At 72.5% G+C, this 21,368-nt stretch carries 19 protein-coding genes and 1 pseudogene; 8 read left to right on the top strand and 12 right to left on the bottom strand.

Going from position 1 to position 21,368, the window contains the following annotated elements; all coding sequences use genetic code 11:
- Positions 1-14: 14 nt before the first annotated feature.
- Complete coding sequence (locus ACNJ93_RS01715; RefSeq protein WP_418955503.1) at positions 15-1,430, bottom strand: carbohydrate-binding protein; 1,416 nt, start codon at positions 1,428-1,430, stop codon at positions 15-17.
- 69 nt (positions 1,431-1,499) lie between these two features.
- Complete coding sequence (locus tag ACNJ93_RS01710; RefSeq protein ID WP_418955502.1) at positions 1,500-2,456, bottom strand: LysR family transcriptional regulator; 957 nt, start codon at positions 2,454-2,456, stop codon at positions 1,500-1,502.
- A 137-nt stretch (positions 2,457-2,593) separates the two neighbouring features.
- Here ACNJ93_RS01710 and ACNJ93_RS01705 point away from each other — a divergent pair.
- Positions 2,594-2,731, top strand: a pseudogene (locus ACNJ93_RS01705) (arginase family protein); the annotation flags it as partial.
- Positions 2,732-2,839: 108 nt separating this feature from the next.
- On the opposite strand, the gene ACNJ93_RS01700 reads toward ACNJ93_RS01705, so the two are convergent.
- The 4 genes from ACNJ93_RS01700 to ACNJ93_RS01685 all read right to left on the bottom strand — a co-directional run bounded on the left by ACNJ93_RS01700 (position 2,840) and on the right by ACNJ93_RS01685 (position 7,416).
- Positions 2,840-3,469, bottom strand: coding sequence for a hypothetical protein (locus ACNJ93_RS01700; RefSeq protein WP_418955501.1), 630 nt, complete (start codon positions 3,467-3,469; stop codon positions 2,840-2,842).
- A 104-nt stretch (positions 3,470-3,573) separates the two neighbouring features.
- A complete protein-coding gene (locus ACNJ93_RS01695; protein WP_418955500.1) occupies positions 3,574-5,640 on the bottom strand; it encodes an RICIN domain-containing protein in 2,067 nt (688 codons plus the stop codon).
- Positions 5,641-6,007: 367 nt separating this feature from the next.
- Complete coding sequence (locus ACNJ93_RS01690; protein WP_418955499.1) at positions 6,008-6,226, bottom strand: ferredoxin; 219 nt, start codon at positions 6,224-6,226, stop codon at positions 6,008-6,010.
- Positions 6,223-7,416 carry a cytochrome P450 gene (locus ACNJ93_RS01685; protein ID WP_418955498.1) on the bottom strand — a complete coding sequence of 398 codons (1,194 nt, stop codon included), beginning with the start codon at positions 7,414-7,416 and terminating at the stop codon, positions 6,223-6,225. Before ACNJ93_RS01685 ends, ACNJ93_RS01690 begins: the two co-directional genes overlap by 4 nt.
- A gap of 156 nt (positions 7,417-7,572) precedes the next feature.
- On the opposite strand from ACNJ93_RS01685, the gene ACNJ93_RS01680 reads away from it, so the two are divergent.
- From ACNJ93_RS01680 to ACNJ93_RS01660, 5 genes are read left to right on the top strand one after another with little or no spacing between them, the layout of a single operon-like run.
- On the top strand, positions 7,573-7,869 hold the full coding sequence (locus ACNJ93_RS01680; protein WP_418955497.1) for a hypothetical protein: 297 nt from the start codon (positions 7,573-7,575) through the stop codon (positions 7,867-7,869).
- Complete coding sequence (gene kdpF / locus ACNJ93_RS01675; RefSeq protein WP_362110617.1) at positions 7,866-7,955, top strand: K(+)-transporting ATPase subunit F; 90 nt, start codon at positions 7,866-7,868, stop codon at positions 7,953-7,955. Before ACNJ93_RS01680 ends, kdpF begins: the two co-directional genes overlap by 4 nt.
- Before the next feature lie 7 nt (positions 7,956-7,962).
- Entirely contained in the window at positions 7,963-9,627 is a 1,665-nt protein-coding gene (kdpA, locus tag ACNJ93_RS01670) for a potassium-transporting ATPase subunit KdpA (RefSeq protein WP_418955496.1), read from the top strand.
- Complete coding sequence (kdpB, locus tag ACNJ93_RS01665; protein WP_418955495.1) at positions 9,624-11,786, top strand: potassium-transporting ATPase subunit KdpB; 2,163 nt, start codon at positions 9,624-9,626, stop codon at positions 11,784-11,786. The genes kdpA and kdpB overlap by 4 nt, the downstream gene beginning before the upstream one ends.
- A 21-nt stretch (positions 11,787-11,807) precedes the next feature.
- Positions 11,808-12,491, top strand: coding sequence for a potassium-transporting ATPase subunit C (locus ACNJ93_RS01660; RefSeq protein WP_418955494.1), 684 nt, complete (start codon positions 11,808-11,810; stop codon positions 12,489-12,491).
- A gap of 77 nt (positions 12,492-12,568) precedes the next feature.
- Here the strand turns inward: ACNJ93_RS01660 and ACNJ93_RS01655 are convergent, their stop codons facing one another.
- Entirely contained in the window at positions 12,569-13,729 is a 1,161-nt protein-coding gene (locus ACNJ93_RS01655) for a GTP-binding protein (RefSeq protein ID WP_418955493.1), read from the bottom strand.
- A 4-nt stretch (positions 13,730-13,733) separates the two neighbouring features.
- Entirely contained in the window at positions 13,734-13,904 is a 171-nt protein-coding gene (rpmF, locus tag ACNJ93_RS01650) for a 50S ribosomal protein L32 (RefSeq protein WP_418955492.1), read from the bottom strand.
- A 227-nt stretch (positions 13,905-14,131) separates the two neighbouring features.
- On the opposite strand from rpmF, the gene ACNJ93_RS01645 reads away from it, so the two are divergent.
- Positions 14,132-15,181, top strand: coding sequence for a permease (locus tag ACNJ93_RS01645; protein ID WP_418955491.1), 1,050 nt, complete (start codon positions 14,132-14,134; stop codon positions 15,179-15,181).
- Positions 15,178-16,026: a TIGR03943 family putative permease subunit gene (locus ACNJ93_RS01640; RefSeq protein ID WP_418955490.1), complete on the top strand. Its 849-nt coding sequence runs from the start codon at positions 15,178-15,180 to the stop codon at positions 16,024-16,026. The genes ACNJ93_RS01645 and ACNJ93_RS01640 overlap by 4 nt, the downstream gene beginning before the upstream one ends.
- On the opposite strand, the gene ACNJ93_RS01635 is transcribed toward ACNJ93_RS01640, so the two are convergent.
- From ACNJ93_RS01635 to ACNJ93_RS01620, 4 genes are all read right to left on the bottom strand, one after another.
- The gene (locus ACNJ93_RS01635) at positions 15,996-17,633 is read right to left on the bottom strand and encodes a cation acetate symporter (protein WP_418955489.1); all 1,638 of its coding nucleotides are present in this window, start codon (positions 17,631-17,633) and stop codon (positions 15,996-15,998) included. The two genes, ACNJ93_RS01640 and ACNJ93_RS01635, sit on opposite strands and share 31 nt — an antisense overlap.
- On the bottom strand, positions 17,633-17,920 hold the full coding sequence (locus ACNJ93_RS01630) for a hypothetical protein (protein WP_418955488.1): 288 nt from the start codon (positions 17,918-17,920) through the stop codon (positions 17,633-17,635). Before ACNJ93_RS01630 ends, ACNJ93_RS01635 begins: the two co-directional genes overlap by 1 nt.
- A 265-nt stretch (positions 17,921-18,185) precedes the next feature.
- Positions 18,186-19,538, bottom strand: coding sequence for a PucR family transcriptional regulator (locus tag ACNJ93_RS01625; RefSeq protein WP_418955487.1), 1,353 nt, complete (start codon positions 19,536-19,538; stop codon positions 18,186-18,188).
- A 178-nt stretch (positions 19,539-19,716) separates the two neighbouring features.
- Positions 19,717-21,072 carry a flavin monoamine oxidase family protein gene (locus ACNJ93_RS01620; protein WP_418955486.1) on the bottom strand — a complete coding sequence of 452 codons (1,356 nt, stop codon included), beginning with the start codon at positions 21,070-21,072 and terminating at the stop codon, positions 19,717-19,719.
- Positions 21,073-21,368 lie beyond the last annotated feature (296 nt).

The raw sequence follows: 21,368 nt of genomic DNA, 5'->3' as shown, positions 1-21,368 counted from the left end.
GGGGCGGGGGTGGGTCAGAGGCGTTGCCAGAGGGCGGGGGCGTTGGGAGGTTCCCAGCCGGGCTGGGCCTGGTGGCCCTGGAGGCAGCGGTAGGTCGCGCCGCCGTAGGTGACCGTGTCGCCGGCCGCGTAGACCTTGCCGGCCGCCCAGGTGCCGCCCGGAGCGGGTTCGCCGGGGCCGGGGCCCGGGTCGGTTCCGGTGGTCCTCAGGGTCAGGCCGTAGTTCTGGAGGATCGGGTTCAGGGGCTGGAAGAAGGTCGTCCCGCCGGTGCGGCAGTTGCCCGAGCCGCCGGAGGTGACACCCTGAGCCTGGCTGCCGGAGATGTACGAGCCGCCCGAGTCGCCCGGCTCCGCGCAGACCGTGGTGCGGGTGACGCCCGAGATCGTGCCCTCGGGGTAGGTGACGCTGGTGTTGTGCTGCTGGATCGTGCCGCAGTGCCAGCCGGTGGTCGAGCCGGAGCGGCACACGGACGCGCCGACCGGCTGCAGGACGGAGCCGGTCACCTGCACCTGAGCGCCGCCGGAGCCCTTCACGTAGGGGGTGGCGGTCCAGTTGCCGTTGGCGGCGACCCACGCCATGTCGTTGCCGGGGAAGACCGACGCCTGGAAAGTGCCCTGGGCCACCTGGTTGTAGCCGCTGGTGCTGGTGCCCGCGCGGCCGCAGTGGCCCGCGGTCGCGAAGCCCTGTGTGGTGCCGCGGGTGACGGCGAAGCCGACCGAACAGCGGCCGCCGCCGCCCATGTAGTACGCGTCGCCGCCCCGGATGTCGTACAGCGGGCGCGGCGGCTCGCCGGTGCGGACGATGCGCACGAGGTCGCCGGAGACGCCCGTGGCGGCGAGGAGGCGTGCTCCCGCGCCGGGCCGGGCCTCCTCGACGACCAGGCGGTTGGCGCGCACGTCGACGTACCGGACCGGCGCGTCGGCGGTGGCCGCCCGGTCGAGCGCCGTTCTGGCCCGTTCGAGGCCGGCCAGACTGTTCGTCACCAGCCGCGCCCGCGCACCGGTCGCGCGTATCGCCGCGGCATCCGCGGCACGGGTCGTCGCCACGGTCAGGGTGGCGGCCTCGGGCCCGTCGACCCAGGCGCCGGCGAACGCACCGCCCAGGTCCTGACGGATGCGGGCGGCGGTGGCGCCGGCCTCGGCCTCGTTGACGAGGCGGTGCCGGGCCTGGGCGCGGGTCAGGCCCAGGTCGCGTTCCATGGCGCGCAGCAGCTCGGGCTGTGCCGCGTCCACACGGAGCGCGGCCGCCGCGGACGCCGGGCCGGACGCCTGGCCCGGCGCCGGGCCGGACGTCTGCGACGCCGGCGCCGACGGGGACGGCACGGGCGACTGGGGCACCGCCGTGGCGGAGCCGGCCTGGAGGCCGGCCACCACCAGTCCGGCGGCGGCCAGCGCGGTTCCGACCGCGCGGGCGGGTCGTCGTCGGAGCATGAGGAGTCTCCTCGGTCTCGTGGGGGATCTGCCGAAACCGTAGGAATCCCCGAGCCCCGACGGGAGTTGTCAGTCGGCCCCTGCCCTCGCGTTATGGCCCCCGAGCCGGGCGGCGTCCCGCGCCGCGCTGCGGGCGAGCGCGCCGGCGTGTGCCGCGCGGGCATGGCCGAGGACCGCCGGTGCGCGGACGGCGGCGCGTCCCTCGGGGTGCCAGCCGAGGAGGTGCCGCCATACGAGCGGGGTCCCGGCCAGCGGCCGGGTGACCAGGCCGGGCGTGGCGGGGAAGGTGGCCCGGCACAGGCCGACGGCACGGCCGACCTGGACCAGGTGGACGCAGGACGCGGTGTCCGTCTCGTACACGCAGGCCGGTGTGAAGCCGGCGCGGACGCAGGCGGCGGCGAAACAGTCCCCGAAGCAGCCGTCGCCGGGGACGTCCGTCCACGCCTCGGTGGCGAGTTCGGCGAGGGCGACCTGCGGGCGGGACGCCAGGGGGTGGTCGGCGGCCAGCATCACGTGCACGGGGTCGCGGGCGACCTCCGTCCACGCGAGCCGGTCGGCTTCGGGCGGGCTGCTCTCGCCGCAGACGCCGATGAGGGCGAAGTCGAGCCGTCCCGCCGCGACACCGCCGGCGATCTCGCGTTCCGACCAGGAGGTGTACGTGGTCACCGGCGCGCCCTGTCCGGCCCGGGCGAGGCGGTCGACCAGGCCGCCGAGGAGCGGGCCGTGGGTGCCGCCGAGCCGGTGGCCGTCCGCGCCCTCCCGCGCGAAGCGGACCGCCTCCTCCTGGAGTTCGCGCACGGCGGGCAGCACGACCCGGGCGCGGTCCAGCACCAGGGCTCCGAGCGCGGTGGCCGTCACGCCTTCCCTGCCGCGTTCGAAGAGGGTGCCGCCCAGGGATCGTTCGATGCGTTTGAGCTGGGCACTGAGCGCGGGCTGTGCCAGGCCCAGGGCGGTGGCCGCGCGGGTGAGACTGCCGGCGTCCGCGATGGCCCTGATCGTCTTCAGGTGCCTCAACTCCAAGTCCATGGGCAGAGCTTGGCCCGCGCACCGCGATAGGTCCAGACCAACGACGTGGGGAGTGGAGACCGGAGGCCGTGGACGCGTCCGCGTGCGCTGTTGCGGGGGTATCCGGCCGTGGCGAGGATGGCGGGATGCGGAACATCGACCGGGGCGACTGGCAGGAGGGCGACGGCGTCTTCAACGCGGCCGCCCTCGCCTCGTACACCCGGAGGCTCGCCGACCGCGTCGAACGACACGTGACGGACCGTGACTTCGCCCTGATCCTGGGCGGGGAATGCTCCTACGACCCCGATCTCGACCCGGACGGCACGGCCGGGCGGCTGCTGACCGACGTGGTCGTGGCGGCGTTCGAGGGGGCGGAGGGAGGCTGAAAGGGCCTCCCCGCCGGCTCAGCGTGCGGCGGCGCGTCGGCGGCGTGCCAGGAGGACGGCGACGGCTCCGGCCACGGCCGCGAGCAGGCAGCCGCCGGCCACCAGCCAGGGTCCGCGCCGCGGACCGGACGCGGCGGCGGTCGGGCGGTGAGCGCCGGAAGCGGACGGCGACGTGGTGTCCGCCGGAGGTGTGACGGCGGCCGGGGGTGCCGCAGTCGTCGGCGAAGCGGCGTTCACCGGCGGTGCGACGGTCGTCGGGGAGGCCGGAGTGCCGGGGGAGACCGTGAGTTCCTCCTCGTCCCGGCCCAGCGCCGGGTAGCCGGCCTCCACGACGACCTGCCATCGGCCGGGCGGCAGCGCCTCGGCGGTGGTCCAGCCGGTGGCGGGGGCGGGATCGCGGACCAGTTTCCACGGTCCGGCGGTCCGGCCGTCGGTGCTGCGGGCGTTGACCGTGGCGGCGACGCGTCCCTCGACGGCGTCGCCGTCGTTCTCCCAGACCACCTGCGTGCGCACCTTGCCGAAGGCGTGCCCGGTGATCTCCACTTTCAGGGTGTCGCCGTGGGCCTGCGCGGTCCCGTCGGCGACGGTCAGGGACAGAGCCGCCCCCGCCAGGGCGGTGGCCAGGGCCACGGGAAAGGTTCGGCGCATGAGGTCGTGCTCCAAGTCGGTCGGGTGCGCGGGGTGGTCGGGCGGGCGTGGGGACGGCCGGCGGGACTGGGCAGGTCCCGCCGGCCGTCCGGCTCGGCGTCGGGTCAGGACGCCTTCTGGACCGTCCAGGTCTGGGCCGGTGCGCCAGTCGCGCTCTGCAGCTCGATCAGCCAGGACCCGTAGTACGGGCGGTTGCTGACGCCGAGGACGTACCGGCTCGTGCCGGCGCCGATCGTCACGCGGCCGTTCCCGGCGGCGGTGATCCGCCACTGCTGGGACGCGGTGTCCCGGCAGGGCTGCTGCGCCACCCACATGCCGGCGCTCGGGGCGCCGCCCACCTGGAGGCACTTGCCGGAGACGGCGGACCGGATCCGGCCGAGGCCGTTGCCCGCCGGGTCGACGTACCACTGCTGCTGGGCGTATCCGTTGCGCTGGGCGCCGACCAGCACGGTGTTGTCCGCGCTGCGCCCGCCCCAGATCTCGGCGGCCGCGCCGGTGGCCCCGTTGACGAACAGCGAACGCGTGCCGGGCTGCGGCGTCGTGCCGCCGCCCCCGCCGCCCGTGGTGCGGAACGAGGTCGCCCTGCCGCGCGCGCCGTCCCGGCCGGAGGCGTCACGTGCGGAGACCGCCACGGTGTAGTCCGTCCCGGGCTTCAGGTTGTACAGCCGGACGCTGTTGGTCTGCACCCAGCCGATCGCCCGCCCGTCCAGGAACACCTGGTACCAGGCCGTGCCGGCGACCGGATTCCACGTGGCGACCGCCGAGTCCGCGGCGATCTGCCCGACGGTGACCGTGGGCCCGGCGCCGGAGCCGTCGGTCGGGGTCGGAGTGGGGGTCGGGGTGGGCTTGGGGGACGGACCGGGGTCCGGGTTCGTCGTGCCGCCGCTCCGGGTCAGGAACTGGTTGTCGGCGATGTTCCAGTGCGTGGCCAGGTAGCTCCCGGGCCGGGGGTTGGTGTGGAAGTAGTCGTCATGGTTGCAGTCCAGCCGGTTCTCGTAGTCCTGGCCCTGGCAGACGGTGCGCATCTTTGGGTAGTACGGGCTGTCCGAGTAGCACATCACGTCCCACTCGTCCGTACAGTGCGCGCCCCGGCTGGTGTTGGGCGCGCTGTTGTTCACCGCGCCCAGGTTGTGGCCGAGTTCGTGGGCGGCGGTGTGGCCGCCCCAGCAGCCCGCGTCCGTACGGCCGTACGACGGCCCGAAGTTGCTGAGGTTGTTCTGTCCCGGACGCTCGTCTCCGGCGAAGGTGCCGATGCCGCAGTAGACCTGCGCGTCGGCGAAGATCATGTACTTGCGGTCGCGGCGGTCGAGCCCCTTCGCCGCGAGCGCCCTGTTGGTGGCGCTGAACTCCGCGAGGGCCGAGTCCGGCAGCTCGATGTTGAGCACGGTGGGGGTGCAGTCGGCGGCCGTCACGTAGCGGATGTGCCGGACGCCGCCGGTGTCCTTGGCGCTCTCGGAGTAGATGAGGTCGGCGTCGGCCGCCCACTTGCGGAACGACGGGAAGTACTGGGCGTACCGGTCGCGTCCGGGAGCGTGGACGTACACGACCTGCACGCGGTTGCCCGTGCTGCCGTCGCCGTCGCACTGCACGGTCTGCCCGGCGGGCCCCGCCGCGGCCGACGTCTGTCGCGCCGTGACCGCCCCGGCGGTGCGAGGGGCCGCACCGCCGGACGCGGCGGCGTCGAGCGCGGACGCCGTGGCGGCCGGCGGCCCGCCGGCGACGGAACCGCCGCTCCCCGCCTTGGTGGGGTCGTCCGCGGGTGCCGACACCGGGATCGCGGGCGCGGTGCTCTTCTTGATGTCGACGCCCTTGGGCGGTGCGTCGGGGCCGTGCGTGCACGCGCCGGCGGCCGTGCGGTACACCCCCGTGCACCGGTCGCCCTCCGGTGCGACGGTCAGCCCCTTGTAGACCAGGCCGCGCTTGGGCTCGCTCTTCGGGACCCGCTTCAGCGGCTCGGGCTGCTCGTCGCGCGCCGGTTCCTTCGCCGGCTCCGTGGCCGCCGCGGGCTCCCCCTGGGCCAGCGGCAGCGGGCGGTTCTCCTCCGGCCCGGATCCCAGGCTCTCGTACGCGACCGAGCCCATCACCGTCAGCACGGCCACGGCGGCCGCGGTGAGTATGAGTCGGCGGGGTCTCCGGTTGCGGGGCTTCTTGAGTCTTCGCTGTCCGGACATGCGTGCACCTCTTCCTTGGTCGGGGAACGGTGCGCGGCAGCCTGCCAGATCGCTTTTGCGAAGCATTCAGTCAAAAGGGATGGCGCCTGCGTCGGCATGTCGCGTGACGAGGGTTCATGAACTGATGAGACATCAACTCGCTTCTGTAGAAGGGGAGTTACGCGCGTTGCTCACTGGTGGTCCAGTCCAGTCGCGCGATGTCGTGATGAGATCGTGATCTATAAGCAGGTTTCCATTGGCGGAGCCTCAACTTCCGCTCTCACCATGCGGATTGGCACGGTCGCGACCTGTGCCGATGCAACCTCGCGAAGGCGAGTCGCTCGGTGACGTCGGAGCGACGCATCCACCGTGTACGGCTGCAAAGAAGCTACGAGTCGTCGGGTTCCGGTTCGGCGAAGGTGATCGCGCCGGCGGGGCAGAGGCCGACGGCCATCCGGGCGGCCGCGCGGTGGGCGGCCGGCGGGGTGGCGTGGAGGAGGAGCACGAGGCCGTCGTCGTCCTGGTCGAAGACCTCGGGGGCGGTCATGGCGCACATTCCGGCCCCGATGCAACGGTCACGGTCGACCTTCACGTGCGGCGCGCTCACTTCGCGTCCCACGTGACCGGGAGGCTCTTCACCCCGAAGATGTCCGCCGTCTCCGGGCGCAGGGCGACCTCCGAGGCCGGTACGGCCAGGCGCAGGCCGGGGAAGCGGTCGATCAGCGCGCGGAACGCGACCCGCATCTCGACGCGGGCCAACTGCTGCCCCAGGCACTGGTGGATGCCGTGGCTGAAGGCGAGGTGCCCGCCGGCCTGCCGGCGGAGGTCGAGCGTGTGGGGGTCGGCGAAGCGCTCGGGGTCGCGGTTGGCGGTGTTGTACGAGAGGACGACCGTCGTGCCGGCCTCGATGGTCAGACCGCCCAGCTCGACGTCCTCCAGCGCCGTCCGGTGGAACGTCTTGGCGACGCTCAGGTACCGCAGCAGTTCCTCCACCGCCCCGTCGGTGAGTGCGGGATCGGCGCGCAGCGCGGCCAGCTGCTCCGGGTGCTGCAGCAGTGCGAAGGTGCCGAGGGACAGCATGTTCGCGGTGGTGTCGAATCCCGCCGCCAGGAGGATGAGGCTGATGCCCTTGAGCTCCTCGTCGGTCAGGTCGCTGTCGGTGAGTTCGCTCAGCACGTCGTCGGTGGGGTGGGCCCGCTTGGCGGCCACCAGCTGCGCGAGGTACTCCTGCGTCGCGGTGTAGGCCGCTATCAGCTCCTCGTCGCTGACCTCGCCGCCCATGAACGCGTCGATCTGCTCCTGGAACGACGCCCGGTCCTCGTAGGGCACGCCCAGGATCTCGCAGATCACGATGGTGGGGATGGGCTTGGCGAACGCGGTCACCAGGTCCGTCGGCGGCCCCGTCTCCTCCATGGCGTCCAGGCAATCGGCGGTGATCTGCTCGATCCGCTCGGTGAGCATCCGCATCCGCCGCACGGTGAACTTCCCCACCAGGGGCTTGCGATAGCGGCTGTGCTGCGGATCGTCCATGAGCAGGAACTCGCCGGGCGGCGCCGGAGGGAGCTCGAAGTCGACGACGTTCATCAGCTCCTTGCGCGAGCTGAACCGCGGGTCGGCCAGGACGGATCGCACCATGTCGTATCCGGTGATCAGCCAGCCGGGCTTGCCGCCGGGGTGGGTGTAGCGGCTGATCGGCCCGTGCCGGCGGGCGTCGATCAGCTCGGCCGGCGGGGCGAAGGGGCAGCCGGCCGGACGCTCCGTCGGCAGCGCCGCGACGGTGTGGACGGACTCGCTCATGATGGCTCCTCGTTTCGCGCTATGGCGTGTTTGCGAATGCCTGAACGCTACGTTGCGTTCACTGAAGCGTCAATCATATACGTCAGTAATTGCAGGTCAGGTGGGGGAAATTGATGCAATGGGTCTGCCGTTGAACGCAACGTTGCGTTGCAATGGATGACAGCGAAGGCAATGCCGACGGGCGGCCGGGGCGTCGAACGCCGAACCGACGGCCGCTCGCGCACCTGCCGCCGGCTCCCCGCGTACGGGATGCGTCAAGGCGGGCCTGCGGCGCATCAGGGCGGCGTCAACGACGACGGGAGGGCGGCTGAACAGGCTGTTTGCTCATCTCGTCAGAGAATCCGCTCTTCCTTCTTCCGGGAGTTCACGATGGCCGACGTGGCCTTCGTCGTCACCACGGCCGCGGTCTTCGCGCTGGTGGCGTTCATCGCCAAGGGGGTGGCGAAGCTGTGAGTGCCGAGAACGTCGTCGGTCTGCTCGTCGCCGCCGCCCTCCTCGGGTACCTCGTCCTCGCGCTGATCAAGCCGGAGAGGTTCTGAGCCGGGGATGAGTCCTGTTCTTGCTGGAGCGCTCCAGCTCCTGGCCCTGGTCGTCGCGCTCGGTCTCTCGTACCGGCCGCTGGGCGACCACATGGCCCGCGTCTACTCCTCCGAGCGGCATCTGCGGGTCGAGAAATGGATCTACCGTGCGATCGGCGCCGACCCCTCGGCGCAGATGCGCTGGCCCGCGTACCTGCGCGCCGTACTGGCCTTCTCCGTGGTGGGCCTGCTGTTCCTGTACCTGCTGCAGCGGCTCCAGGGTGCGCTGCCGGGCTCGCTCGGCTTCGTCTCGATCGACCCGGACCAGGCGTTCAACACCGCCGCCTCGTTCGTCGCGAACACCAACTGGCAGTCGTACTACGGCGAGCAGACCATGGGTCATGTCGTCCAGACCGGCGGCCTCGCGGTGCAGAACTTCGTCTCCGCGGCGGTCGGCATCGCGGTCGCCGTCGCGCTGGTCCGCGGCTTCGCCCGCTCCCGTACCGGCGAGCTCGGCAATTTCTGGGCCGACCTGGTCCGGGGAGTCGTACGGATCCTGCTCCCGATCTCCGTCGTGGGCGCGCTCGTGCTCGTGGCGTGCGGTGCGATCCAGAACTTCTCCGGCATCCACGAGGTCGGGCAGTTCGCGGGCGGCACCCAGCAGTGGAACGGCGGCGCGGTCGCCTCCCAGGAGGTCATCAAGGAGCTGGGCACCAACGGCGGCGGCTACTTCAACGCCAACTCCGCCCACCCCTTCGAGAACCCCGACGGGCTCTCCAACCTCTTCGAGATCTACCTCATCCTCGTCATCCCCTTCGCCCTGACCCGCACCTTCGGCCGCATGGTCGGCTCGCTCAGGCAGGGATACGCGATCCTCGCGGCGATGACCACGATCTGGCTCGGGTTCACGGCCCTGATGATGTGGACCGAGTTCCACCACGCGGGCCCCGCCTTCGACCTCGCCGGCGGCGCCATGGAGGGCAAGGAGACCCGGTTCGGCGTCGCCGGCTCGTCGATCTTCGCCGTGGCGACCACGCTGACCTCCACCGGCGCGGTGAACTCCTTCCACTCCTCCTTCACCGGCTTCGGCGGCGGGATCGCCATGCTCGGCATGCAGCTCGGCGAGATCGCGCCCGGCGGTGTCGGCTCCGGCCTCTACGGCATGCTGATCATGGCGGTCATCGCCGTGTTCCTCGCCGGCCTGATGGTCGGCCGCACCCCGGAGTACCTGGGCAAGAAGATCGGCACCCGCGAGATCACGTTCGCGGCCTGCTACATCCTCGTCACCCCCGCCCTGGTGCTCGGCTTCACGGCCGCCGCGCTCGCCCTGGACACGCCCGCGCACTCGATGACGAACTCCGGCGCGCACGGCTTCTCCGAGATCCTGTACGCCTACACCTCCGGCGCCAACAACAACGGCTCCGCCTTCGCCGGCCTGAACGCCGACACCCCGTGGTTCAACTCGACGATCGGCATCGTGATGCTGCTCGGCCGGTTCCTGCCCATGGTGTTCGTCCTCGCCCTGGCCGGCTCGCTCGCCGGGCAGACGCCCGTACCGGCGACAGCGGGCACCCTGCGCACCGAGAAGCCCCTGTTCGCGGGCCTGCTCGTCGGCACGATCACCGTCGTCGCCGGTCTCACCTACTTCCCGGCCCTCGCCCTGGGCCCGCTCGCCGAAGGGCTCGCGGCATGACCATCGACGTACGGCAGCAGGACCCCATGTCCCCCACGACGGCACCGACCGCCGCCGCCCCGTCCGGCGACGCACCTTCCGGCCACCGGCCCCTACCGACCGGCGACCGGCCGGCGGCGGGCCGGGTCGGGGCAGGGCTGTTCGAACCGAAGCAGCTGATCGCCTCCCTCCCGGACGCGCTGCGCAAGCTCGACCCCCGCGTGATGATCAAGTCGCCGGTCATGTTCGTGGTCCTCGTCGGTTCGGTGGTCACCACCGTGCTCGCCCTGAAGAACCCGGGGGACTGGTTCGGCTGGGCCATCACGGCCTGGCTGTGGCTGACCACCGTCTTCGCGAACCTCGCCGAGGCCGTCGCCGAGGGCCGCGGCAAGGCGCAGGCCGACACCCTCCGCAGGGCCAAGACCGGCACCGTCGCCCGACGTCTCACCGGGACGGGCGAGGAGCGGGTCCCCGGCACCGAACTCAGGATCGGTGACCGCGTCGTCTGCGAGGCGGGCGACGTCATCCCGGGCGACGGGGACGTCGTCGAGGGCGTGGCCTCGGTCGACGAGTCCGCCGTCACAGGCGAGTCCGCGCCGGTGATCCGCGAGTCGGGCGGCGACCGCTGCGCGGTGACCGGCGGCACGAGGGTCCTGTCGGACCGGATCGTCGTGAGGATCACGACGAAGCCCGGCGAGACGTTCATCGACCGGATGATCAACCTGGTCGAGGGCGCGGCCCGGCAGAAGACCCCGAACGAGATCGCCCTCCACATCCTCCTCGCCGCGCTGACGATCGTCTTCCTCCTCGCCGTCGTGACGCTGAAGCCGTTCGCGATCCACGCCGGAGCCGACGAGCAGACCTCGCTGATCGTCCTCACCGCCCTGCTCGTCTGCCTGATCCCGACGACGATCGGCGCACTGCTCTCCGCGATCGGCATCGCCGGCATGGACCGGCTCGTGCAGCGCAACGTCCTCGCCACGTCCGGGCGGGCGGTCGAGGCCGCCGGGGACGTGTCGACCCTGCTGCTGGACAAGACGGGCACGATCACGCTGGGCGACCGGCAGGCAGCCGCCTTCGTTCCCGTGCGCGGGACGACGGAGGCCGAACTCGCGGAGGCGGCCCGGCTCTCCTCGCTCGCCGACGAGACGCCCGAGGGCCGTTCCGTCGTGGCCCTCGCGAAGGAGCGCCACGGACTGAGCGAGCACGATCCCCTCGGGCCGGCCGACGCCGAGTGGATCGAGTTCACCGCCCGGACCCGGATGTCGGGCGTGGACGTCCACGGACGCAAGGTCCGCAAGGGTGCGACCGCTTCGGTCGTGGCATGGGTGGAGGAACGCGGCGGCGAGGTCGCGGCCGACGCCCAGGAACGCGCCGACGCCATCTCCCAGGCCGGCGGCACGCCGCTGCTGGTGGCGGTGGAGGACGACAGGGGTGCGCGGGTCCTCGGGGTCGTCCACCTGAAGGACGTCGTCAAGCAGGGCATGCGCGAACGCTTCGACGAGCTGCGCCGCATGGGCATCAGGACGGTCATGATCACGGGTGACAACCCGCTGACCGCCAAGGCGATCGCCGAGGAGGCCGGCGTCGACGACTTCCTCGCCGAGGCCACCCCCGAGGACAAGATGGCCCTCATCAAGCGGGAGCAGGCCGGGGGCAAGCTGGTCGCGATGACCGGCGACGGGACGAACGACGCACCGGCCCTCGCCCAGGCGGACGTCGGCGTGGCGATGAACACCGGGACGTCGGCCGCGAAGGAGGCCGGCAACATGGTCGACCTCGACTCGGACCCGACGAAGCTCATCGAGATCGTCGAGATCGGCAAGCAGCTCCTCATCACCCGGGGCGCGCTGACCACCTTCTCCCTCGCCAACGACGTCGCGAAGTACTTCGCGATCATCCCCGCGATGTTCGCCGTGGCCTACCCGAGCCTGGACAAGCTCAACATCATGCGGCTGGCCTCGCCGGAGTCCGCGATCCTCTCCGCGGTCGTCTTCAACGCACTGGTCATCGTCGCCCTCGTCCCGCTCGCCCTGAAGGGCGTGCGCTACCGGCCGTCCAGCGCCGACAAGATGCTCCGCCGCAACCTCGGCGTCTACGGACTCGGCGGCCTGATCGCCCCGTTCATCGGCATCAAGCTCATCGACCTGCTCCTCTCCCTCGTCCCCGGCCTCAGTTGACCAGAAAGCGTGCTGACGACCATGAACAACTCCGCGGCCGACACGGGCCGTGTGCTGCGGGCCGGACTCCGGGCCCTGCTCGTCCTGACCCTCGTCTGCGGCGTGCTCTACCCGCTCGCCGTCACCGGTGTCGCCCAACTCGCCTTCCCCGGCAGGGCCAACGGCTCCGAGATCACCGACGCGAGCGGGAAGGTCGTGGGCTCCGAACTCATCGGCCAGCGCTACGACCTCCCCCTCACGGACGGCGAGGAGAAGGCGGCCCCCGATCTGCGCTGGTTCCAGCCCCGCCCGTCCAACGGCCTGGGCAGCAACAGCGTCAACACCCAGTACCGGCTGATCCTCTCCGGCGCGACGAACCGCTCGGGCGACAACGCGGAACTGATCCAGTGGGTCGAGGACGCCAAGGCCGCCGTGGTCGAGGACAACTCCACGGCCTCGTACACGGTGAACCCGGCCGACGTGCCCGCCGACGCCGTCACCTCCTCCGGCTCCGGCCTGGACCCGCACATCTCCCCGGAGTACGCGCGGCTCCAGGTCCACCGTGTCGCCGCGCGCAACGAGCTCGACGTGGCGACGGTCGAGCGGCTCGTCGCCGAGCACACCGACGGGCGCATCCTCGGCTTCATCGGCGAACCCCGCGTCCACGTCCTCCGGCTCAACCTCGCCCTCAAGGCGGAGCTGGCCGAAGCCGGTCGGCAAGGCTGACGGCTGCCGGCCCCTTGCCCCGCACCGCCCCGCCCCGCACCGCACCGGACGGGGCGGGCGCGGGGGCCGGGCGGGCCTCAGGCCGCCTGCTCGTGCTCGCAGGCGTCGTCGATGCCGTACGTCTCCCAGGCGGGGAAGTCGTCCCCGGCCGGAACGGCCTCGCCCGGAGCCAGCAGGCAGGCGTCCAGGGCAGCCCGGAGGGCTTCGGTCCGCAGGCCGGTGCCGATGAAGACGAGCTCCTGACCCTGCGTGGTCTCCGGGCCTCGGGCACCGGACGGTTCGAACCGGGCGACGGCGCCGGCCTGGGACCACAGCCCCGTCACCCGGGGCCGGCTGGCGAGCCAGAAGAACCCCTTGGAGCGCAGCACCCGGCCGAACGTCCCGCTGTCCAGGCCCTTGGTGACGAACGTCCACAGCCGTTCGGGGTGGAACGGCAGATCGGAGCGGAACACGAGCGAGGAGATGCCGTACTCCTCGGTCTCGGGCACGTGGTCACCGTTAAGCTCCTTCACCCAGCCGGGAGCCTGCTGTGCCTTCTCGACGTCGAACAGGCCGGTGCCCAGGAGCTGTTCGAGCGGCACCCGGCCGCGTACGGCGGGCACGATCCGCGCGTCCGGATTGAGCCGGGACAGAGCGGCGCGGAGCCGGCGCGCCTCCTCCGGGCCGACCAGATCGAGCTTGTTGAGGACGAGGACGTCGGCGAACTCGACCTGGTCCATGAGGAGATCGCTGACGGTGCGCTCGTCGTCCTCGTACTGATCGAGGCCGCGCGCGACGAGTTCGTCGCCGCCTCCCAGTTCCGTCAGGAAGTTCGCGGCGTCCACGACCGTCACCATCGTGTCCAGCCGGGCGAGGTCGCCGAGGGTCGCGCCGTCGTCCCGGGGGAAGGAGAACGTGGCGGCGACGGGCAGGGGTTCGGAGATGCCGCTGGACTCGATGAGCAGGTAGTCGAACCGGCCCTCGCGGGCGAGGCGGTCGACCTCCTCCAGCAGGTCGTCGCGCAGGGTGCAGCAGATGCACCCGTTGGTCATCTCGACCAGGCGCTCCTCGGTGCGCGACAGCGCCGCCTCCCCGCCGCGCACGAGCGCGGCGTCGATGTTGACCTCGCTCATGTCGTTGACGATCACGGCGACGCGCAGGCCCTCGCGGTTGCCCAGCACGTGGTTGAGCAGGGTGGTCTTGCCCGCGCCGAGGAACCCGGACAGGACGGTCACCGGCAGGCGGTCGTACGGGGGCACGCGCTCAGCCCTCGGGGCGGATGAGGCCGCGCTCGTACGCCTTCACCAGGCGCTGCGGGACCTGGTACACGACGCCGTCGACGGTGACCGGCACCAGCTGCGGCGTGCTCGCCTTCCACTGGGCGCGGCGGTGACGGGTGTTGCTGCGGGACATCTTCCGCTTGGGGACGGCCATCGGGGGCTCCTCGGTCGTGTTCGGGCCGGACGCCCCGGAGGCTATATGAAAATGGATTCCATTAGCAATGTGACGCCGCGTACGGAGTGGCGCACGTGTCGCGACGCTAGATGAACATGAATGTCGTCGGCTATTGTGTGCCCGCCCGCGCCGGGCGACCTCCGGCGCGGGCATGGGGGCTTCCGTCGTACCCGGCGGGCCGGTGGACCGAGAGGCAGGGGCGCGGCGTGGTTGAGGGCTCGGCGGGCACGGCGACTGCGGCACCACCCCGTCCCCGCGACGCGGGACCGCACGGGACCGGCTCGGAGCGTCGGCGCGCGACCACGTCCGGCGCGCTCGGCTCGGTCCTCGTCGGGGCCGCCGTGGCCGCGGTGCTCGCGGGGCCGTGGCTGGAGCGGCTGTTCGGGCTGGCGGCCCTCGGGGCGTGGCGCACGCTGCTGGTGGCCATCGTCGTGCAGGGCGTGCCGTTCCTGCTGCTCGGCACGGTCGTCTCGGCGGCCATCGGCGCGTTCGTTCCCGCGCGGGTCTTCTCCAAGGCGCTGCCGCGCAACCCCGCCCTCGCGGTCCCGGTGGCCGGCGCCGCCGGCGTGGTGCTGCCCGGCTGCGAATGCGCCTCGGTGCCGGTCGCGGGCAGTCTCATGCGGCGCGGCGTGGCTCCCGCCGCGGCGCTGACGTTCCTGCTCGCCGCACCGGCCGTCAACCCGGTGGTGCTCGTCTCCACGGCCATCGCGTTTCCCGGCAGTCCGGAGATGGTGGCCGCGCGGTTCGGCGCCTCGCTCGTCACCGCCGTCGTCATGGGCTGGCTGTGGATCGCATTCGGCCGTGAGGAGTGGCTGCGGCTGCCGAGGGGCCGTGCCGAACACGCGCCGGGCGTCGGCCGGTTCGGGGCGTTCCGGCGCGGGCTGCAGCACGACTTCCTGCACGCGGGCGGCTTCCTGGTGGTCGGCGCCATGGCCGCCGCGACCTTCAACGTCCTCGTACCGCCGTCGGTCCTCGAGGTGTTCTCCGATTCGCCCTGGCTGGGCGTGCTGGTGGCGGCGGTGCTCGCGGTGCTCCTGTCGGTGTGCTCGGAGGCGGATGCCTTCGTCGCGGCCTCGTTCACCGGTTTCTCGCCCACCGCCCGGCTCGCCTTCATGGTGGTCGGCCCGATGGTCGACATGAAGCTGATCGCCCTGCAGTCGGGCGCCTTCGGGCGGGCGTTCGCGGTGCGCTTCTGCGCCGCCACGTTCGTCGTGGCCGTCCTGTGCTGCGTACTCGTCGGAGGCGTCCTGCTGTGACCGCACGACCCCCTGTCCGCGCGGGACGCCCGCGCCGGATCAGCGAACTCGCCCTGCCCCTGCTGCTGTTGCTGACCGGCGCGGGCCTGCTGCGCGCCACCGTGCGCAGCGACGTCTACCTCCGGTACGTGAAGGAAGGGCTGTGGCCCTACCTCGTGGCCTCCGGCGTCCTGCTGGTCGTCCTGGGCCTCGCGGGGTTCGGCGCCGAGGTGACGCGCCGCCTGCGACAGCCGGTGCTGCGGCGCGACGCGTCCGGGAACCGGTACTGGCACGACCCGGCCGACGACCACGCCGGGGCGCACGACGAACACGGGCAGGAGCACGGGCACGGGCACGAGCACGGCGGGGCCACGCGCGTCGCCTGGCTCCTCGCCGTACCGGCGCTCACCCTCCTGTTCGTCGCGCCGCCGGCGCTCGGCTCGTACACCGCCTCACGGGAGGGCGGCGCGGCGCGGGTCGAACGGACGACCTACGAGGAACTGGCGGACGCGCCGACCACGGCCATGGCGCTGGAGGAGTTCATCGGGCGCTCCCTGTACGACTCGATGAGCCTGCGCGGCCGCAAGATCCGGCTGCTCGGGTTCGTCACCGCGGGCACGACCCCGGACACCTGGTACCTCAACCGCCTGAAGGTCGGCTGCTGCGCGGGCGACGCGCGGACGCTGCGCGTGGAGGTGCACGGCGTGAAGGCCCCGGGCGACGACACCTGGGTCGAGGTCACGGGAGTCTGGCGGGCCGAGGAGACCACCGCGGAGGACCCCGTACCGACGATGGACGCCGGCGCGGTGAAGCCCGTCGCCCCGCCCCGCAACCCCTACCAGGACGCGGCCCCCTCCGCCGGCTGAGCCGCCGGCGGAGGCGCCGGCGCACGCCGTCGGCCCGTGACGCTGCCCAGCCAGCCGAGCAGGAACGCGACCGGCAGCGACACCAGGGCGACCGTCTGCAGCGGGAACCACGCGAGGTCCCACTCGGGGAACAGCGCCGCCGGGCTGCCGGAGAAGACCGGGCTCAGGACCTGGAGACCGAGCGCGCAGCCGAGACCTCCGTACAGCGTCCACAGCAGCCCCCTGCGGGTGAAACCGCGCCAGAACAGGGAGTACACCAGCGCCGGGAGCAGGCAGGAACTCGCCACCGCCAGGGAGATCGTGGACAGGAAGCCCATGTTCCAGCCCTGCACCCACACCGCGAGGCAGATGCTCAGCACCCCGACCGCGGCGGACGCGACACGCGCCGCGGCCACCTCCCGGCCCTCGGTCGTGCGCCCGGGGCGGACGACGTTGGTGACGAGGTCGTGGGCGACCGAGCCCGCGGCCGCCAGCGTCACGCTCGCGACGATCGTGAGCGCCGTGAGGAACACCGCGCTGGAGACCAGCACCACGAGCCACGCCTCACCGGCCTGCGCCGACGAGCCGCCCGCCAGTTCGCCGGTGAGCATCAGCAGGCTGCTGGTGCCCGCAGGGTCGGCGGCGAGGATCTTCTCGGCGCCGATCAGGGCCGCGGCCCCGAGCCCCATCACCGTGGTGAGCAGACAGACGGCGCCGACGATCGCGATGGTGTGACGGACCGTCCGGCGGGCCGCGGCGGCGTCCGGCGCGGTGTTGAGCTGGGTCGCGACATGGGGCATGCACGCGACGCCCAGCACGACGGTGACCATCAGGCCGATGAGGTCGAGCGTCCCCTGGACGGGGCCGCTGGCGGCGAACCTCAGGCCCGGACGCATGTAGCCCTCGGGCCGGCCGCTGCCCTGCCCGGCCGCCTCGATGAGGGAGTCGGGACTCCAGTGGAAACGGTGCAGGAGTACCGCCGCCACGGCCACGGCGACGACGAGCAGGACCACCGTCTTGACCACCTGGATCGCGATCATGGCGCGCATGCCGCCGAAGGCCGTGGCGCAGACGACGAGGGCGCCGATCATGACGACGGTGGCCTGTTCGGCGCCGGGACCGGACAGGCCGAGCAGCATGGCCGTGGTCCTGCCCGCTCCGGAGAGCTGGACGATCAGATACGGGACGCACGCGCTCAGCGTCACGACGGCGACCGCGATCCGCACCGACGGCCCCGGCGCCCGCAGGGCGAACGTGTCGCCTAGGGTGTAGCCGCCGCGCGACCGCAGCGGTCCGGACAGCAGGAGCAGGACGCCGAGCGACAGCACGGTGCACAGGGCGATGAGCAGGCCGTCGAAGCCGAAGAGCGCAACGGCGCCCGACGTGCCGAGCACGGTGGCGGCGGACACGTAGACGCCGGTGAGGACGAGGGCGCCCTGGACGGGCCGCAGCCTGCGGCCCGCCGTGTAGAAGTCGTTCACCCGGTCCCGCTCGGGGCCGTTGAGCACGCAGAAGAACAGGATGGGGACGATGAAGGCGAGGAAGCCGACGAGGACCCAGGAGCGGGTGTCCGTGTCGAGGTCGAGGGTCCCGGGTTCCCCTGCGGCGAGGACGATATGACGGAACATCAGGACGGCTCCTCCGTCGCGTGGTACGCGGCCTCCTCCTCGTGGGCGGCGCGGTCGTAGCGCGCCGCCGTCCACAGGAGGAGCGAGCCCTGCGCGAGCAGCGCGACGACGCCGAGGTTGATCTCCCCCAGGACGCGGGCCGCCATCAGGTCCTCCGCGGTGCAGACGAGCAGGAGATGGAGCGCGAAGGTCAGTCCGTTGACGAGCGCGAACGACCTGCCCGGCCGGTGGGGCCGGGGTCTTTCACGGAACCGAGGGGGGTGCGGCTGGGGACGCGGATGGGCCATGGAGCTCTCCTGGCGGCAAGGACGCGCGCGCATCGCCTCGCCCGGGCGGTGCGCGCGCGAGGGCACTGCCCCTGACGGCACTGCCCTTGGTGAGGGCTCACCAGAACATGTGCGGCCACGGTCGGTCCACGGGCTTCGGGCACGCCGTTGTCGGTTCCCAACGGCGGGGTGCGGCGGCTGTGCCGATGCCCATTTGGGGGCGGGGCGCGGCGGGGCGGCGGGGCGGCGGGGCGGCGGGGCGGCGGGGGCGTACGGCTGTGGGGCCTCAGGCTTCCGGCGCGGCGCCCCAGTCGCCCCAGTCGTCCCCGGCGTCTCCAGCGTCCCCGGCGTCTGCGGAGCCCCAGGCGTCTCCGCCGCCGAGGACCGCCGCCGGCCCGAGCAGGCGGAGCGCGTCCAGGGCGAGCGTGAGCCGTACGAGGTCGCGGGGGCGGGACAGTTCGAGACCGGTGACCTGCTCGAAGCGGCGCAGCCGGTTCAGCACCGTGTTGCGGTGGCACAGCATCTGCCGGGCCGCCCGGACCGCGGAGCCGCCCGTCTCGATCCACACGCCGAGCGTGTCGATCAGCGTCTCGCGGTCGGCGGGCTCCAGGCCGTACAGCGGCCGGAGCACCCGCAGGGCCAGCTCGGCGGACAGATCGGGCCGCGAGACCAGCAGTCCGTCCGGCAGCCGGGCGTCGAGCCGGGCGACCTCCCCGTCCGCGCGGCACGTCCGCAGGGCGAGTCCCGCCAGGTCCCGTGCCCGGGGCAGGTTCTCGAGGCCCTGGACGACGGGGCTGATGCCGACGCGCATGCCGGGTCCGGCGCCGGCGGCGAGGGCGGAGGCGAGCGCGTCGAGCGGACGGTCGCCGAGGTGGGCGACGAGCAGATGCCGCTGTGCGCCGACGTGGCGCAGGAGCCGCATGCCGCGGACCTCGGGAACGCCGTCGGGCACGCGGCCGAAGGGCGGCGTGGCCCGCAGCTCCGCCACCGCGAAGCGGCCGTCGGGCGGCAGGTCGAGAATGGACGCGGCGTCCTGGACGAACGCCGGGTCGCCACGAGTCTCCAGGACGGCGGCGAGGATCAGACGTACCCGCTCGGTGTGCCGGCTGGCCACGCCCTGGGCGACCTGGCGGTAGGCGTCGGCGACCAGGACGGCGTCGCGGTCGTTCATCTTCCACACCACCTGCGCCACTTGGACGAGGTGCCGCGGGTCGCCGAGCCCGTCCCGCTCCACGACGCCGACGATCCCGCTCCAGACCTCCGAGCCGGCCACCCGGAAGGCGTGCATCACCTCGTCGAGGGGGCGGCCCTCCTCGGCGCGGCGGCTGCCGAGCTCACGGGTGTAGCGCTCGACGTCCGCGATGCGGCCCGGGTCGAGGGCGGCCTCCAGGGAGAAGCGGACGCCCGTGTCCACGGACTGCCTGAGGTCGGGCGGCGAGAGCACCGGATCGGCGTAGTACGGCACCTCGGTACGGATCTGGTGCCCCACCGAGTCCGTGAACGAGGCGCCCTGCCGCAGCAGGCGCCGGCAGGCGTGGTCGAACAACCGGAGCGGCGAGGGGTCGGCGACGGCCGGGGGCCGCGTACCGCCGGTGGTGCCACGGGGACCGGCCGTGCCACGGACGGAACTGCTGTGCATGGGCCCTCCAGACGGTCGGGGCGTGCGAGGACACCACCGCGGCTCGCCGTGTGCCGGCGCTCCGGGAGGACCACATGCTAAGCAGTCGGTCACGTCGGGGGCCGGTCCTCGGCCGAATCGTGATGATCCGGGTGGCGGACGGGCCGGACGGGGCCCAAGGGGGCCGGCGCGAGCGGGGTCAGCGCCTCAGGCTCGTGAGGACCGCCTTCGCCGCGTTCTCGCCCGAGGTCGCCGCGTCGGCGAGCGAGGGCATGTCGAGCTGGTAGTCCCCGGCGAGGTGGATCGGGCCGAGCGGGCTGCGCAGCGTGGGCAACGACTCGCGCCCCCGGGGACCCCAGAACGGCACCACGCGGTGGTGACGGCGCACGATTCCCTCCCCGAGCTTCCCTTCGAGCTGGGGATAGACCGAGACGAGGTCCCGGGAGAACCGGGCGACGATCTCCTCGTCGGAGAGCTCGAACAGGGCGTCGGCCGTGGCACCGCCGGCGAAGCACGCCAGCGCGCCGCCGGGCTTGCGCGGCCCGTTCTTCCGCATGGCGGCGGCGTGGTTGAAGATCGCCTGGAAGGAGAGCTGGGGCGTGGACACCCCGAGGAGTCCGTCCCAGGGCTGCGGCCCCTCCTCCTCGGTGAAGAAGCCGACGATCACGTACCGGCCGTAGCGGATGTCGTCGAACGCGCTGCGGTACGTCTGCGGGAGTTCCGGAAGGATCCGCGACGCGACATCGCTGGGCACCGTGACGACGGCGCGCTTCGCGCGTACCCGCACCGTGCGGTCCGCGTCCGCGTAGGTCACGACGACGCCGGCCCCGCTCGTCTCCACGGACCGTACGGTGGACCCGAGCCGCAGGCGGTCGCCCAGGTCGGCGGCGAGGATGTCGGTCAGGGTCTGGTTGCCCCCGACCGGCAGGGCGAAGTTCGGCACCTTCGCCGGGTCGGCGAGGGCGAGGCCGATCGAGATCACCAGCTGGGTCGCGGCGGTCTCCTCCGGCTCGCAGCCCATCCACTGACCCGACCACGACCGGACCATCGCCCGAGCGACCTCGGACCGGACGCCGCGCAGGAGGTCCGAGGCGGGCCGCCTGTCCAGCTTGGCCCGCACCCTCCTCGCCAGGCCGTTGTCCGACTCCAGGAACGGGACCGCAGAGAGGATGCGGGCGCCGACCAGCGCCATGCCGACCTTGTCCCTCAGGGTCATCCGCGTGCGGAACATGAGGGCGAACACGTCGGACGTGTCGACCATGGCGCCGTTGAGGACCAGCGACACGCCGGTTCCGGCCAGGGAGCCCATCTCGACGCCGTGCCGGTCGAGGGCGTCGATCAGCGGGCCGGTCCCCTCGGTGAACTGCGTCCCGACGTTGATCCAGTAATCGCCCCTGCGGACCGTCTCGACGCGTCCGCCGGCCCGATCCGCCGCCTCGAGCACCATGACGTCGGCCTCGTCCGCGAGCGTGGTGGCCGCCACCAGACCCGCCATTCCCGCGCCGACCACCACGACGTCACAGGTCTCCTCGTCCACACGCTGCGCTGCGGCCATGAATCCCGACTCCTTCTTCCTGTGTGTCACGCGCTCTTCCTGTGGGTCACGCGCGAAGCCCTCCGCACCACCCGGACCCGCGCCCCGGGAGGCATCTGTACGACGGGTGGACTGGATGCAAAGGCAAACTCGAATCGATTCGAATTGAAGTGGGGTGGCGAGGGTGTGTCAAGGTCGGAGTAAGGAAATTCGGGCGTGAGTACCGGCGGAATTGATGGATCCCGAATCAGGTTCGGCTTGCAAAATCTGCTCCGGAGGAACGACGGGCGCACGCGGTGTCCTGCGCCGAAGCGTGG

The sequence above is a fragment of the Streptomyces tritici genome (genome assembly GCF_048500665.1).
GTDB lineage: Bacteria > Actinomycetota > Actinomycetes > Streptomycetales > Streptomycetaceae > Streptomyces > Streptomyces tritici.
Note: the sequence above shows the minus strand (reverse complement) of the source record. Positions and strands in the feature narration are given on the sequence as shown.